This is a genomic window from Microbacterium sp. NPDC089987 (assembly GCF_044748505.1).
GTDB lineage: Bacteria > Actinomycetota > Actinomycetes > Actinomycetales > Microbacteriaceae > Microbacterium.
Window position 1 is genome coordinate 160214 of record NZ_JBIVGE010000002.1, and the last position, 14193, is coordinate 174406.

A 14193-nucleotide genomic window follows, 5' to 3' on the forward strand; every position below is an offset into this window, starting at 1 on the left:
AGCCGCGATGTCCGACCCCACGCCCTTTCCCACCGACCCGATGAAGCCCGAGGGCAATGACCCCGACCTCAGCCAGGATGACGACGCGAGTCAGGCATCCGGAGCCGCTGACGCCGACCGCCCTGACGACCGCGCACCGACCCGCGACGAGCAGATGCGAGACCGCAGGGCGGCAGAGCAGCAGGACTTCGGCGAGAAGTACACGAACATCGACTGATGCGGCGTCGCCGCGCGCACCCGTGCTCCGGCCCGGGACTCACGACGCGCCGCGACCCGACTTCTGCTGCAGGCGTTCGATGTGCTCGGATGCCTGAGCCTTCGTGAGATCAGCGGGAAGCTCCTCGCCGGCCTCGCGCGCGAGGGTGTCGAGGTAGCTCTGCTGGGGTGCCGTCATGGGCTCGTCGCCCGTCACCCAGTCGGATGGGTCTTTCGCGGCGGGGTTCTGCGGATCTTCGGCGCCGATGGTCTCTTCGGATTCATTGATGTCGGACATGCGCCGAGCGTACGCCGCTCCGCTAACGCTGAGAGCGGGATTGACAATCGACGTCTCCCCGGCCAATGTCGGTGCCTTCCGCCACAATGACGGTGATGAGCGATGACCTGGATGCCCGGCTGCGCCGTATCGGCCAGCATCCGTTCCGGGCGCGCTTCCACCTGCGCGGACGCGACCGAGCGATCGTCGATCTGCGTGGCATCGAGACCGTTCGTCGTCATGCCAGAGAGATCATCGACGATCGGCTCGCACCCGCCGAGCCGCGCAACGACGGCAAGCAGACGCCGTACCGCGGGCATCCGGTCTTCGTCGCGCAGCACGCGACCGCCACCTGCTGCCGCACCTGTCTGTCGCGCTGGCACAGCGTCCCGAAGGGGCACGCGCTCACCGACGGCGAGCGCGCGTACATCGTGGAGGCGATCACCCGGTGGATCGTCTTGGAGTACCTGCCGAAGACGCCACCGCCGTGAGCGGGCCGGCCAGCCTCACTGCTCTTGATCGCGGATCAGCGCGCGCAGCTGCGGAAAGCTGACCGTCACCGTCTGCCACAGCAGGTCCGCATCGACCCGGTCATAGTGGTGTACGACGAAATCGCGGGTGCGCGCAGCCGCGCGCCACAGCGGGTCGGAGAAGCGAGCCTCATCCGCTGCGGTCAGGCGCTTCGCGAGATCCCCGACACGATTGACCAGCGCTTCGAATGCGAGCGGCAGGGCGGGATCACGGTGAAAGGCGTCGGCCCCTCGCTCACTCAGCCGCGCCGCCTGATCGAGCGTCGCGTCCAGATCGCTCAGCCAGCGCCGCACTCGATCTGCGCCTCTCACAGCGGCACCGCGTCGTGCAGCATCCGCGCATCGCGCTCGGCATCGAGTGCGCACAATGAGACGACGGAGACGGGGACTTCGAGGATCAGCTCCAGATCGAGTTCGAACTGCGCCACATCGAACAGCGTGGCTCCGTCCCGCGGCGTGACGAGCAGATCGACATCGCTGCCGGAATTCTCGTCACCGCGGGCGACGGAGCCGAACACGCGGACGTCCGAGAGGCCGGATGCCTCCGCAAGGCGGACGATGACCGGTCTGAGCTCGCGCAAGCGTCTCAGTCCCACCGTGGGGCGCTTCGGCTGATCGGCCAGTCGACGATACCGAGCGAAGGGCATGACGACGGCTTCCGGACGACGGTGGGATCCGATGACGACCTCGAGGTCGCCGTCACGACGGAAGTCGGCGAGCATCCGGGACAGCCCGGCGCGCGCTTCCGCGACAGGCATGACGTCCATGCGCATCCCTTTCGATCATGTACAGATAATCGTACATTTTCTGCCGGCGATGGGGTCAATTAGGAAAGGGGCGATTGCGACGAAGCTCTCGTGATCGCCGATCCCGGGCATCCGCTCTACTCTGGAACGTCTGCCTCATCCCTCTCCGAGGCGTGCTCAGGAGCCTCATGTCCACCGCATCCGTCGATGACCCCGCCCGCTATCGCCCGAACCCGACGGTTCTGACCGCGCTGAAGAGCCCGCGGATGCTGACCCGCGAAGTTCTCGCCGGACTCGTCGTCGGCCTGGCGCTCATCCCCGAGGCGATCGCGTTCTCGGTGATCGCCGGAGTCGATCCGAAGGTGGGGCTGTTCTCGTCGTTCATCATGGCGGTGTCGATCGCGTTCCTTGGTGGACGACCGGCCATGGTGACGGCGGCGACCGGGGCGGTCGCGCTGGTGATCGCCCCCGTGGCGCCGACATACGGCATCGACTACTTCATCGCGACGGTGATCCTCGCCGGGGTGTTCCAGGTGATCCTCGGGGCGGTCGGGGTCGCGAGGCTGATGCGGTTCATCCCGCGCAGCGTGATGGTCGGGTTCGTGAACTCGCTGGCGATCTTCGTGTTCAGCTCGCAGTTTCCGCAGCTGATCGACGTGCCATGGCTGGTGTATCCGCTGGTCGCGCTGGGAATCGCGGTGATGGTCGTCATGCCGCGCATCACGAAGGCGATCCCCGCGCCGCTGATCTCGGTCGTGATCGTGACCGGCGTCGTGCTCGCGTTCGCGATCGCCGTGCCGACCGTGGGCGATCAGGGTGAGCTGCCGCGCAGCCTGCCGTCGCTGTTCATCCCGACCGTGCCGCTGACCTGGGAGACGTTCACGATCATCGCGCCGTTCGCGCTCGCAGTCGCGCTGGTCGGGCTCATGGAGTCGCTGCTCACCGCGAAGCTCGTCGACGAGATCACCGACACCCACTCGCGCAAGGGCCGCGAGGCATGGGCGCAGGGCGTCGCGAACATCCTGTCGGGCGCCTTCGGCGGCATGGGCGGATGCGCGGTGATCGGCCAGACGATGATCAACGTCAAGGAGTCGGGCGCGCGCACCCGCATCTCGACGTTCTGCGCGGGCGTCTTCCTGTTCCTGCTCGTGGTCGTGTTCGGAGACTTCGTCGCGACGATCCCGATGGCGGCGCTGGTCGCGGTGATGATCATGGTCGCGATCGGTGCGTTCGACTGGCACAGCGTGCGTCCGTCGACGCTGAAGCGGATGCCCAAAAGCGAGACCTTCGTGATGGTCTCCACCGTCGTGCTCGTGCTGCTCACCCACAACCTCGCCGTCGGCGTCGTCGGCGGCGTGCTCGTGGCGTCGGTGCTGTTCGTGCGGCGGGTCGCGCACCTGGTGGACGTGACCCGCGTGGTCTCGGACGGTGTGGCGACCTACACCGTGACCGGTGAGCTGTTCTTCGCGTCGAGCAACGACCTGACGACGCTGTTCTCGTACTCTTCCGATCCCGACCGAATCGTGATCGACCTCTCCGGATCGCACGTGTGGGACGCATCGACCGTCGCCGCGCTGGATGCCATCGAGACGAAGTACGCCGCATACGGGAAGTCGGTCGAGATCGTGGGGATGGATGCCGCGAGCGGGGCGTTCCACGGACGCTTGAGCGGCGGGTTCGAGTAGGCCCGAACCACGGAAGCTGTGGAAGAGTTCAGGAACGCTTCACAGGTGCAGAAAGACTCAGCTCGGCAGATGCAGGGGTCGCACACCGTTCACGGACATCGACAGCGCCCAAGGGCCGCCGCCGAGTTTGATGATCTGTCTGCGCAAGTGATCCTCATTGGCCAGGAACAGGGCGGCTTGATCTTGCGGCCTGAGATCCTTCTTCGCGCCGATCCATACTGATCGAATTCCGCTCTCCCTATACGCCATGAGTTCGGCGGGACGAGTCCGAATCCGCCGATCGCGGGTGATGACGATCAGCCCGCGAGCGCCGATGATCGGCATCCACTCGAGGTCCACGCCCCTATGGGAACTTCGGGAAGGCTATGGTGCCCGGGGTACACGAAGTCGTCCCTGCCCATGCTCGCGAGGACCTTAGCCATGCCCAGCGCGTTCTCATCTGCGAAATACCCAGGTGAGAACGCGGGCGTCATCATGCCGCCCTGTCAGTCCCCGCGATGAGCTCGAATCTGATCGCTTCATCGATCTGCGCAAGTGAGAGCTCGTAAAGGTCCGCGAGCTCTTCGCGACTGCTTCCAGCTCGGTAGTTCTCGGCGAGGACCTCGGTCCGAACGCTTCGAATCGCCGGTTGTCCGAATGTCCTCCCTGGGTCCATGAGGACCTCTGGTGTGCGGGGGTCGGGCAGGAACCGGCTGACCACGCCATGGTCGTTGTACTGCACAGCTTTCTGGAAGCGCTCCGTCGCGTCCGCCATCATGCTCTGGCCGTTGCGGATGACCACGAGCTGCAGCGACCGGTCGAGACCGACCTTCTCCTGCACGACTCTCACCAGCTCTCTGCCTTCCACGTCGAGGAAGGGATGCGCCTGCGCCAGTGGATAACGACCGAACTCTTCACGCAGAAGCTCAACAGCAGGGCGAAGCCGCTGAACGGTCACAGCACGATCGCGAAACTCGGCAAGCAGTCGAGCCTCGACCATCTCTCCCCATGTGACCTGATCGACACCGGTCGGATGTTCACGCAGGATGGGTTCGTAGAACTTGCCCGACCTTCTGTACCCCTCAAGCCACCTGCGGGAAGTCCCCGCGCGGACACCGACGAGACGATCAACATCCGAATAGGAGTAGATCGCGCGATCGAGCATGGATACGGCCATGCGCTCAATCATGACAGCAGGTTCAGACGTCGCAAGGATCTCCCACGTCTGTCGTTCGCCGCGGCCGCAGAGGATCGAGCGGGGAGTGCAAGGCCCGTCGACACGTTTCAGCCACGGCCGCCTCGCCCACGGCATCCGCCGGATCGAGTTCCAGCCCGATGTCGACCAGCACGATGCGCCCGCTCAGCCGCGGCCCCTCGCCGCGAGTGAGGCCCGCCTTGACCGCGCCGAACGTCACCGTCGTCGTCGCGGTGAGCACGACCTCGTCGGCGGCGCCGGTGTCCGCGTCGAGACCGCTGGGCAGGTCGACGGCGATGACGACAGCGGATGCCGGAAGCAGCGCGGTCACCGCATCGCGGGGCGCGCCCCGCAACGCGCCGCGCGCGCCGATGCCGAGAATGCCGTCGACGATGACGTCGTAGGCGGCCGGGTCGAGATCGGCGAGACGGATGCTGCGTGCGCCGGCATCCGTCGCCGCCCGCAGCGCCTCGGCGTGGGCACGCTCGGCGGTGCGCAGGACGTCGACGGGCACACCGCGGGCGGCGATGTCTGCGGCGGCGAACAGCGCGTCGCCGCCGTTGTCGCCTGCACCGGCCAGCACGAGCATCCGTTTCGGGTTCTGCTCGGCGATCACCTCGGCAAGCGCGGCCGCCGCACGGCGCATGAGCGGAACACCGGCGGCGAGGAGCGGCGCCTCCGCTGCGCGCACCTGCGCGGCGGTGAAGGTGGGAACGGTCGGCGCCATGCGCTCACGGTACTCCGCGCCGGGCGGCGCAGCGGCCGCATTATCTGCGCGAAGCACGGCTGGATTCGCTGGTGAGGCGCTCGCGGCCCCGGAGGACGTAGAGCGCGGAGGCGCCGTCAGTGCATCCACCGCCGGCGCCCCGCCTGTCTCACTCCTGCGTGGTGCGCCGCCGCTTCACGACCAGGAGGGCGATCGCTCCGGGCACGCCGCCCACCGCGGCCAGCGCGCCGGTCGGTGCCGCGTCGCCGATCAACGGGTTCTCCTCAGTCTTCTCGCCGTTCAGGCAGCGCTTGAGCTCGGTCACCTTGACCCAGTTCGATCCGTCGGCGATGGGACGGCATCCGTCGGCGAAGGCGGTCTCGCGCTCGTTGTACAGCATCCTCACGAGCGGGGTGTAGTCGATGCCGGTCGCCGGGTCGACGCCCGCGCGGGCCACGACATCCCACTGCACGTTGGCCGCCATGGGCGTGACCTCGGCGCCACGCCACGGGTTGTTCTCGTAGTCGTACACGTGGTCTGCGGATGACGGCTCGGTGTCGTCCGGCGCGGCGACTGTGGAGCCGGGCAGGCGCAGCAGCGCCGCGAACGGCACGATCGTCTCGGCGTGACCCAAGCGGAACGTCGCCGCGACATCGCCACCGGCGACGCGCTCGTCGATGGCTGCGAAGAAGTCGTCGAGCAGCGGCTGTGCCACGTCGAACGTCTCGGTTTGCCCGGTCAGGCTGGGGCCCTTCTCGTAGAAGTCCTCGGCGTCGAGCAGGTAGGCGAACCACTCGGCATCCGTCTCCCGCCCTTCGAAGTACTGGGCGAAGTCGAACTCGTGCGGTGCGACGTTCTCCTCCGCCATGTCGACGGCGATGATGTAGAGGTTGTACAGGGTCATGGCCGCGTCGACCGGGCTCTCGATCGACTTCTCGGGGTCGCCGCAGGCATCCGGATCGGCGGCCGCGTCCGCGCCCGGCGCGCAGACGATCTCGCCGTCTTCAGTGCCGTCGACGGTGTTGAACCAGGTGTGTTCCTCGTCGGCGCCGATGGATGCGATGAACTCGGGCGTGAAGATGCCCGAGAGCAGCTCGTCGGCCACCTCGACCGAGCGCGGGAGATCTTCGATGTAGTCCATCGCGGCGGCGATCGTGCCGCCATCATCGGTCTGCTTGTCGATGTACTCGTCGTAGGCGTCGGCGCTCTCGCGCTCGGGCGATCCCTCAGCCTTGTCGGTGCCGTCGGGGTTCTCAACCTTGTGGAAATAAAGCAGCTCGGGGCGCGGCTCGAGCTCGACATCGTCGGCGCCGAAGCCGGCGAGGAAGCTCTCGCCCGACTCGGTGGCACGCGGTTCGCCCGACGTCTGGGCGACGATGCGGCCGTCGGTGGCGTCGAACAGCTTCGCGTTGCGCTCAGAGGCGCGCTGCCCGATGGCCTCGTGCTGCAGCTCGCCCTGGCGGGTGAGCATGCCGTAGCCGTTCTCGACATTCGCCGCTGTGATGCCCTCGAGGTTCGCGATGAACTCCGCGCCGATCTCCGGCGTGAGGAAGCCGTTCTCGGCCTGTGCGGTGTTCGCGAGCAGGTGCAGCAGCGCGTCGTACTTGAAGCTCGACAGCCCGCGCGACCCGTGACGCGCGACGCTCTCGGTCGCGAGAGGCTCATAGCCGTCGGGAGCCGGAGAGTACGCGGCGATGTCGGCGTCGGTCGGCGCGATGTAGGGCTGCTTGCTGCTGTAGAAGCCGTCGGGGGTTTCGTTGTCGGCGGCGTTCGCGGGCCCGCCGATGGCGAGGGCTGCGACGGCGCCGAATGCGATAGCGACGGCTGCGGTCTTGGTGGCGCAGTCGCGGCGGCCGGATGCCGTGGAGCGGCGCGCGAGAAGGGGAGGAAGCAGGGGCAAGGCGGATCTCCTATGAGCGATGTGCCGCGAACGCGGGCCGACCTCCAGGGATATTCGGCTGAGGTGAACGAGGGGTGACCGGCGGGAGTACGGAGGACGAAACGGCATCTGCTCGGGTTTGGTGGACAGGTGGTCGACCTTGCGGTGGATCCACTGCCAGAGCGCCGCCCTGGCTCGCCGACGGGCGTCGCTCGGCTCGCGTCCAACGAGGACGACAGCATCGAGCCGGCGGCCGTTGTTTGAGGATGAGGTGCCTGTGCGCGCGCCCCATAGCCGTGAAGCTCTGATCCAGTGAGATGATGGCGGAACGATAGGTGGTTTCGCCGCTGCCAGAGCTTGTCAAGTTGTGTGTGTAAGGAGTCGGGTCTCGGGGTTAGAGGTATGGCTCGATGCGCTCGGGATAGACGAGTGCGAGTTGTTCGAGGGCTTTCATCCAGTTGGTGACGACTTGCCCTTCAACGAGCCGTCCTTCGGCCTTGCGTTTCGCGCCGCGCCCGAGGCCGCGTTCCTTGACGCGTTCGCGAGCACGTTTGTCCTCGATGTCGCAGATCGCCAGCCAGAGCAGCTTCACGGCCGCCTGATCGTTTGGGAAATGGCCGCGGTTCTTGATGACCTTGCGCAACTGGTAGTTCAACGACTCGATCGCGTTGGTCGTGTAGATCACCCGCCTCAGCTCCGGCGGGAACGCCAGGAACGGCGTGAACCGCTCCCAGGCGTCCTCGAAGACCTGCGCCGATCTGGGGTTCGCCCGTCCGAGTTCCGAGGCTTTGAACGCGTCCAGCGCCGCCTGTGCGGCGTCCGCGGTCGGCGCCTGGTAGATCGGCTTCAACGCCGCGGCGACGGCCTTGCGGTGCCCGTAGGCGACGAATCGCATGGCGTTGCGGATCAGGTGGACCACGCAGGTCTGAACCATCGACTCCGGCCAGGTCGCCTCAATCGCCTCGGGGAACCCCGTGAGCCCGTCAACGCAGACGATCAGCACGTCCCGGACGCCGCGGTTAGCGAGCTCCGCGCAGACCCCGGCCCAGAACTTCGCGCCCTCACTCGCTTGGATCCAGATCCCGAGGACGTGCTTGATGCCGTCCATATCGACGCCCACGGCGATGTGCGCGGCTTTGTTGCGGACATGTCCGCCGTCACGGACCTTGACCACGAGCGCGTCGAGGTAGATCACCGGGTAGAACGCCTCCAGCGGGCGTGACTGCCAGGCCAGGACCTCGTCGGCGATCTCCTCGGTGATGTTCGAGATCGTCTCATGCGATAGGTCAACGCCGAGCGTGGAGACGAGATGATGCTCGATATCGCGGACGGTCATCCCGCCGGCGTAGAGCGAGATGATCATCTCGTCCAGCTGCGACAGCCGCCGGCTCCCGGTCGGGACCAGACGCGGCGTGAAGGTGCCGTTGCGATCCCGCGGGATGGCGAGCTCGATCTCCCCGGCCGTGGTGCCCACCGTCTTCGGAAACGAGCCGTTCCGCGAGTTGTTGTAGAGCCGCGCCTCCGGAACGCCCTTCTCATACCCGACATGCTCGGTCAGCTCGGCTTGCAGGCCGCGCTCGAGGCCGGTCTTGATCAGCTGCTGAATGAACCCGCCATCCCCGTCGAGCTGGACCTCGCCCGCGTCGATCTTCGCGAACAGATCATCCAGCATTCCCGACTCAATCAGACGCTGCGCGCCCTCAGCCTGAGACTTCCGCCGCGCCTCGCGCGACGCCTTATCGATAGCCACCAGTGTGCTTCCTTTCGTAAGGAGACCTCACCCCTTACACACACCATTTGACACGCTCCGCTGCCAGCGCTCCGGGCGCGCCCCGGCGATCACGCAGAGCTGACTGCAGCTCCTGATCATCTGAAGGGGCCGATATGTCTGAACAACACCCTCCGCCCTATGGTGGGCAGCCGAACCCGCCACAGCCGAATCCACAGCCCTATCGGGCGCAGCCACCGTCTCCCCCGGCTTACGGCGCGCAGCCACCGCATCCTCCCTACCCGACGCAGCAGAACCCGGCGCCATACGGTGCGCAACCACTACCGCAGCGGCAGCCCTATCCGACTCAGCCCTATGCGGGCCCACCGTACCCAGTTCAGCCGTCCCCGTGGATGCAGCAAGGCCAGGTACCTCCGCCGGCTGGCTACCCCTACCGAGCACCGACTGGCCAGAAGAGCTACCTGACAACGGCGGCGCTCTCGTTCTTCCTCGGCTTCGTCGGCGCCGACCGCTTCTACCTCGGCAAGACCGGCACCGCCCTCCTCAAACTGCTGACCTTCGGCGGCCTCGGCTACTGGTGGTTCATCGACATCCTGATCACCCTGTGCGGCGGTCAGCGGGATGCCCACGGCTTCCGGCTCGCCGGTTATGACCACTACAAGAAGCGGGTGTGGGCAGCCTTCGGTCTGTTCTATGGTGGGATCTTCGGTCTCGCCATGCTCTTTGGAGCACTCACCTCGACCTTCGGCGCTGGCAGTGCGCCCTACGCAGGGGCTGCGGCCCTGACCATCGTGGGTGCAGGTGGCACGGCGGCCATCCTCTGGTATCGACGCCGACGCAGCAGCCCCAAGCGCCTGCAGTCGGGCGACCCGGTGCCACCGCGTCTGCGTGCCTCACTTACGAAGATCGTGGAGCTGCGGCCGGCGTACACCGCCCATGCGGCCGCCGGCAAGGCATCGGCTGCGGAGATCGCGAGATTGATCGATTCCCTGCAGGCGAACACTCCTGAACTCTTCGCTCGCCTCGCAGCGAAGTCCGACGCAGCGCAGCGGGGTCGCGCTGAGAACGAATACATCGACAAATTCGACAAGCTGGCGACGGCTTTAGGGCAGAGCTACCTGCTCGACATCCTCAGCAACCCGCACCTGTGGGAGGCGCCTGCGCGGCATGCTCAGGACGTGCAGCGCGCTGTCGAAGCGGTCGACAATCAACTGCTCGACAACATCCGGCAGGTCAACGCCCACCACGGTCTCATCTTCCAGGTTTCGATCGATGGGCTCATCGGGCGAGACAAAGAGATGGACAACTGGCAACGCGACTTCGACGAGGCATCCGGCGCCGAGTAGGGGCCGAACGGCCCTCTCGAGCAGATCCGCAAGTCAACCGGTGGCCGCGATCGTTCAGTCAGGTGAGGCGCTCGAACACCATCGTCGCCTGAATGCGATCGCCTCCCCCGAACCCCTGACTGCCGGATGATGCAGTGCTGATCGTGTGCAGCCGGTAGCCGAGGGACGCCTGCTGGTTGATCACGCGCTCGAGCTCCGTGAGATTGCCGGAGCCGCTGCCAAAGAACTTCTCCTTGAGCACGACCTGCAGCACGACGTAGCTCATACCCTGCGGTGCCGGGCGAGGCTGCGCGCCAGCCGACGCGTCAGCGACGGCTCGGTTGATCACGCCGTCCAGCCCGGGCTCGCGCGGCGCCGGCGGCTGCACCGCGTCCGTCCACTGCTGGCCGTCCCACCAGCGCATCGTGCCCGATCCATCGTCATACCAGCCCTCAGTCGCGTTTGCCATGATGGTCGCCTTTCATCGTGGTGCGTTTGAGGTCACCGTAGCGGGCGGTACGCGTGTCCCCGCGCTCTCTTAGACTCACAATTAGCCGGACACGAGGAGCAGCATGGAGAAGGAACTCAAAACCGCTGAGCGCGCGCGGTGCGCCCTCGAGATCCTCGCCGATATGGCCCCGAGCGGTGAATACGTGCCGGTCACCAACATCTGGCAGGAAGCGTCTGCACGCGTGCCCCTTACTGGGTACGAGGCCGAGATCAACACGAAGAATCGCCCGCGAGGCGAGACGAATTGGCGGTTCGCAAGCTCTGATTTCGTTGCTGCCGGATGGCTGCAGAAGAATCCGTCTCTCGCCGGCGAATGGTCGATCACTCCCAGCGGCCTTGCCGCCATCCGCGAACATCCTGGCAACGAGCTGCACCTCGAGGCTCAGCGACTCAGCGCCATGGAACGCGACCGCCGTCGAAACGAAGTCGAGCGGGCCCTACCCGAGCGCTGGGTGAGCGACGACAACAACCAGAGGCGCTTGCTCGCAGCGGCAGAGATCATCGTCGAGGAATGCCTGCGGAAGGGGCTTTCTGCCTTCGCGCCCGGTCGCGAGCTGTGGACGGCGCAGAACATCCGCGACCTCCACGCCCTCTGGGTTGCCTCCGAGAAGCAGGACGGCAGAGGGTTCAACGCCAACCTCGAATTGCAGATCGCGGGCGCGACCGACGACCAGAAGCTGCTCATGGCGGAAGTGCTCGCGTTTCAGCTGCTGCCTATCGCACGCGTCATGGGCCACGCCAAGAAGCGCGAACGAGTGGAATCGGCGTTGAAGCTGATGCAGCACCCTGTCGAGATCCCTCGCGTCTTCGACACGGCTTTCGCCGGTGGCGCCTTCAACCCCGGCGTAGGCATGCAATCTCATATCAATCATGCGGTCACGGTCGTCCTCGACGTGCTCTCGGCATGGACTGAGCTGAGCGACGATGAGCAGCAGAGCGCACTTGCAGATCCACGCCGCTGGCGTGATGTCGTCATGGGCGCGGATCAGGGGTTTCCGACGCAGCGATATGCCCTTCTGTATCTGGTCCACCCAGGCTATTTCGGTCCGGTCGTCTCAACCGAGCACCGCGAACAGATCCGGTCGGCCTTCATCGGCGAGATCGGCGGCGAGTTCTCCGACGATGCGGATGCCGATCTGCAGGCGATAATGATCGCGTTGCAGGTCAAGGAGGGGAAGCCGATCGATCTGTACGATCCCGCGTTCGAACAGCGGTGGAAGAAGCGACCAGCTCCCACCCCCGCCGACCCGCCGACGCACGAGCTGGCAGAACTCGATGCCGAGGTGCTCGATCCACGGGGTTTCACCCTCACCGATCTCGAACTCACCGGGCTGGCCGCTGCGACTCACCTGGACGAGATGTGGTTCCGCAAGGTGACGAGTGCGCTGTACCGCCGAGGTCAGGTCATCCTCTACGGTCCTCCCGGAACCGGCAAGACATACGTCGCACGTGCGCTGGCCGAACGACTCGGGAAACCAGGCAGCGTGATCAAACGCATTCAGTTCCACCCGTCGTACACGTACGAGGACTTCTTCGCCGGCTACCGGCCGGTGACTGACGCAGCCGGGCAGCTCTCGTTCTCTCTCACCCGTGGGCCGCTCCGCGAGATCGCAGATGAGGCGCGAAAGAACCCCGATGTGCCGCACGTCCTGATGATCGATGAGATCAATCGCGCAAACCTGAGCAAGGTTTTCGGTGAACTGTATTACCTGCTCGAGTACCGCAACGACGCCATCGACGTTCTCTATGCCGGTTCTGGAGACGACGGCGGAAAGTCGTTCACGCTGCCGCCGAACGTGTTGATCATCGGCACGATGAACACAGCCGATCGATCGATCGCCCTTCTTGACTCAGCCATGCGTCGTCGATTCTCCTTCTTCGAACTCCACCCGGATGTCCCACCGGTCAAGGGCATCTTGGATCGCTGGACAATCGAGTACCCGCAGTCGCTGCCCGTTGCCGAACTCTTCGAGCTGTTGAATGCAAGCATCCGAGATCGCGAGGACCGCATCGGTCCGAGCCATCTGCTTCGCCCCGACCACTTCACGGAAGAGGATCTTCGCGCCGTTTGGGAAGAGAGCATCATTCCGCTTCTCGAAGAGCGGCACGTCGGCACGGGGGTTGATGTTCACGTCCGGTACGGCGTCGATGCCCTGTTCAGAGCACTCGCTGATAGGAAAGGAGCGTCAGGAGAGTCGTGACCCTGCAGGCAGGTCAGTCGCGAGTCGAGGAGATCAATGAGAAGGGCGAGTCCCTCGTCGCACTCACCTCGGCACAAGCATCCCGCTTACAGGCGGCGAACTTCTGCCGCGTCAGTCCGACGTTCGAACCGGGAACCTGGCGGATCGGAGACATCACGCGGGTCGGTGTCATCGCAATCGATGACGTGCGCCTTTTCATCCGCCCCAAGACGCCATTGCGCAGCCTCATCTTCATGGCGTCATACGCCGGCATCCAGGCGAATGTGGGCGAGTCCGCATTCTCGTTCTCATCCGACGACGATGTTCCGACGGCTCTGGCCGATGCTCTGCTTCGCGCGGTCGAGGCGGCGACGAGACGGGGATTGTTGAAGGGCTATGTGGCAGTCGATGAGACAGGGACCGTGATCCGCGGCCGCTGGGACGTCGCGCGACAGCTAAAGCTTCGTCCCGGCATGCCCGTACCGGTCGAGCTCACTTACGACGACTACACCGAAGACATAACGGAAAACCGCATACTCAAGGCCGCGCTTCGCGCTCTGATTCGAATGGAGCAGTTGCCAGCAGGCATCGTCGACCGCTTGGGCACAGCCCTGATCACTTTCTCCGAGGTTTCAGATCTCCCGCTCGGGAGGCGGATCGCTCTGCCGGCGGAAACGCGACTCAACTCGCGATACCACCCGGCCTTGCTGCTGGCCCGATGGGTGCTCGAAGCGACGTCATGGGCTCACACCGCTGGTACACAAGCCGGCTCTACCTTCCTGCTGAACGTCGCGAAAGTTTACGAAGACTTCGTCGGGCGAGTGCTCCAGGAGCAGTTGCGCAGCGCCGGCTATGAAGTCGACCTCCAGGTGTCCGACTGGCACCTGGATACCGACGGCCGAGTGAGGATGCGCCCCGACATCGTGATCTCACGCGGTGGGAGCGTGGTCACCATTGCCGACACGAAGTACAAGGTGTGGGGCGGCAGCAGCGGCTCGCCGCCCAACGCTGATGTATATCAGGCGCTCGCGTACGCAATCACGGCGGGCGCCCCCGAAGCCCACCTGCTTTACGTGTCCGGCGATGTCGAACCAAGACGATACGAGATTCCCTCGGCAGGGGTGACAGTTGTCGCGCACGCGGTCGACCTGAGCGGCGATCCGACGGAGTTGCTGGCCGCTGCGCGTCGGCTCGGCAATCTACTCCGGTAGTGATGCCGAAGTAATCGACGGTCCGGCCGTCGCCCTAGCTCAGCAG

At 65.6% G+C, this 14193-nt stretch carries 15 protein-coding genes; 6 read left to right on the forward strand and 9 right to left on the reverse strand.

Annotated features, from left to right (window positions below; translation table 11 throughout):
- Nucleotides 1–7: 7 nt before the first annotated feature.
- Complete coding sequence (locus ACIPV2_RS08465; RefSeq protein WP_400840262.1) at nucleotides 8–217, forward strand: hypothetical protein; 210 nt, start codon at nucleotides 8–10, stop codon at nucleotides 215–217.
- A gap of 39 nt (nucleotides 218–256) precedes the next feature.
- Here the strand turns inward: ACIPV2_RS08465 and ACIPV2_RS08470 are convergent, their stop codons facing one another.
- The gene (locus ACIPV2_RS08470; RefSeq protein ID WP_400840264.1) at nucleotides 257–493 is read right to left on the reverse strand and encodes a DUF3072 domain-containing protein; all 237 of its coding nucleotides are present in this window, start codon (nucleotides 491–493) and stop codon (nucleotides 257–259) included.
- Nucleotides 494–588: 95 nt separating this feature from the next.
- Here ACIPV2_RS08470 and ACIPV2_RS08475 point away from each other — a divergent pair, with 95 nt between their 5' ends.
- Nucleotides 589–963 (forward strand): DUF4186 domain-containing protein, encoded by a 375-nt coding sequence (locus ACIPV2_RS08475; RefSeq protein ID WP_400840266.1) that lies wholly within the window; start codon nucleotides 589–591, stop codon nucleotides 961–963.
- A gap of 15 nt (nucleotides 964–978) precedes the next feature.
- On the opposite strand, the gene ACIPV2_RS08480 is transcribed toward ACIPV2_RS08475, so the two are convergent.
- Nucleotides 979–1296, reverse strand: coding sequence for a DUF86 domain-containing protein (locus tag ACIPV2_RS08480; RefSeq protein ID WP_400840268.1), 318 nt, complete (start codon nucleotides 1294–1296; stop codon nucleotides 979–981).
- 14 nt (nucleotides 1297–1310) lie between these two features.
- Complete coding sequence (locus tag ACIPV2_RS08485; protein WP_400840270.1) at nucleotides 1311–1769, reverse strand: nucleotidyltransferase domain-containing protein; 459 nt, start codon at nucleotides 1767–1769, stop codon at nucleotides 1311–1313.
- Nucleotides 1770–1936: 167 nt separating this feature from the next.
- On the opposite strand from ACIPV2_RS08485, the gene ACIPV2_RS08490 reads away from it, so the two are divergent.
- Nucleotides 1937–3433: a SulP family inorganic anion transporter gene (locus ACIPV2_RS08490; protein WP_400840272.1), complete on the forward strand. Its 1497-nt coding sequence runs from the start codon at nucleotides 1937–1939 to the stop codon at nucleotides 3431–3433.
- A 57-nt stretch (nucleotides 3434–3490) separates the two neighbouring features.
- Here the strand turns inward: ACIPV2_RS08490 and ACIPV2_RS08495 are convergent, their stop codons facing one another.
- The 5 genes from ACIPV2_RS08495 to ACIPV2_RS08515 all read right to left on the reverse strand — a co-directional run bounded on the left by ACIPV2_RS08495 (nucleotide 3491) and on the right by ACIPV2_RS08515 (nucleotide 8864).
- Complete coding sequence (locus tag ACIPV2_RS08495) at nucleotides 3491–3772, reverse strand: hypothetical protein (protein WP_400840274.1); 282 nt, start codon at nucleotides 3770–3772, stop codon at nucleotides 3491–3493.
- A 133-nt stretch (nucleotides 3773–3905) separates the two neighbouring features.
- Nucleotides 3906–4601, reverse strand: coding sequence for a DUF433 domain-containing protein (locus ACIPV2_RS08500; RefSeq protein ID WP_400840276.1), 696 nt, complete (start codon nucleotides 4599–4601; stop codon nucleotides 3906–3908).
- Between the two features lie 10 nt (nucleotides 4602–4611).
- Nucleotides 4612–5391, reverse strand: a complete 780-nt coding sequence (locus tag ACIPV2_RS08505; RefSeq protein WP_400840278.1) for an NAD(P)H-hydrate epimerase — start codon at nucleotides 5389–5391, stop codon at nucleotides 4612–4614.
- Nucleotides 5392–5482: 91 nt separating this feature from the next.
- Nucleotides 5483–7213, reverse strand: a complete 1731-nt coding sequence (locus tag ACIPV2_RS08510) for a histidine-type phosphatase (RefSeq protein ID WP_400840280.1) — start codon at nucleotides 7211–7213, stop codon at nucleotides 5483–5485.
- A gap of 373 nt (nucleotides 7214–7586) precedes the next feature.
- Entirely contained in the window at nucleotides 7587–8864 is a 1278-nt protein-coding gene (locus ACIPV2_RS08515) for an IS256 family transposase (protein ID WP_400841784.1), read from the reverse strand.
- Nucleotides 8865–9313: 449 nt separating this feature from the next.
- Here ACIPV2_RS08515 and ACIPV2_RS08520 point away from each other — a divergent pair, with 449 nt between their 5' ends.
- Entirely contained in the window at nucleotides 9314–10267 is a 954-nt protein-coding gene (locus ACIPV2_RS08520) for a TM2 domain-containing protein (RefSeq protein ID WP_400840282.1), read from the forward strand.
- A 58-nt stretch (nucleotides 10268–10325) separates the two neighbouring features.
- Here the strand turns inward: ACIPV2_RS08520 and ACIPV2_RS08525 are convergent, their stop codons facing one another.
- Complete coding sequence (locus ACIPV2_RS08525) at nucleotides 10326–10715, reverse strand: DUF2510 domain-containing protein (RefSeq protein ID WP_400840284.1); 390 nt, start codon at nucleotides 10713–10715, stop codon at nucleotides 10326–10328.
- Nucleotides 10716–10818: 103 nt separating this feature from the next.
- Between ACIPV2_RS08525 and ACIPV2_RS08530 the strand changes: the two genes are divergently transcribed.
- Together ACIPV2_RS08530 and ACIPV2_RS08535 are read left to right on the forward strand one after the other, a co-directional pair.
- Nucleotides 10819–12957, forward strand: a complete 2139-nt coding sequence (locus ACIPV2_RS08530; protein WP_400840286.1) for an McrB family protein — start codon at nucleotides 10819–10821, stop codon at nucleotides 12955–12957.
- Nucleotides 12954–14147, forward strand: coding sequence for an McrC family protein (locus tag ACIPV2_RS08535; RefSeq protein WP_400840288.1), 1194 nt, complete (start codon nucleotides 12954–12956; stop codon nucleotides 14145–14147). The genes ACIPV2_RS08530 and ACIPV2_RS08535 overlap by 4 nt, the downstream gene beginning before the upstream one ends.
- Nucleotides 14148–14193 lie beyond the last annotated feature (46 nt).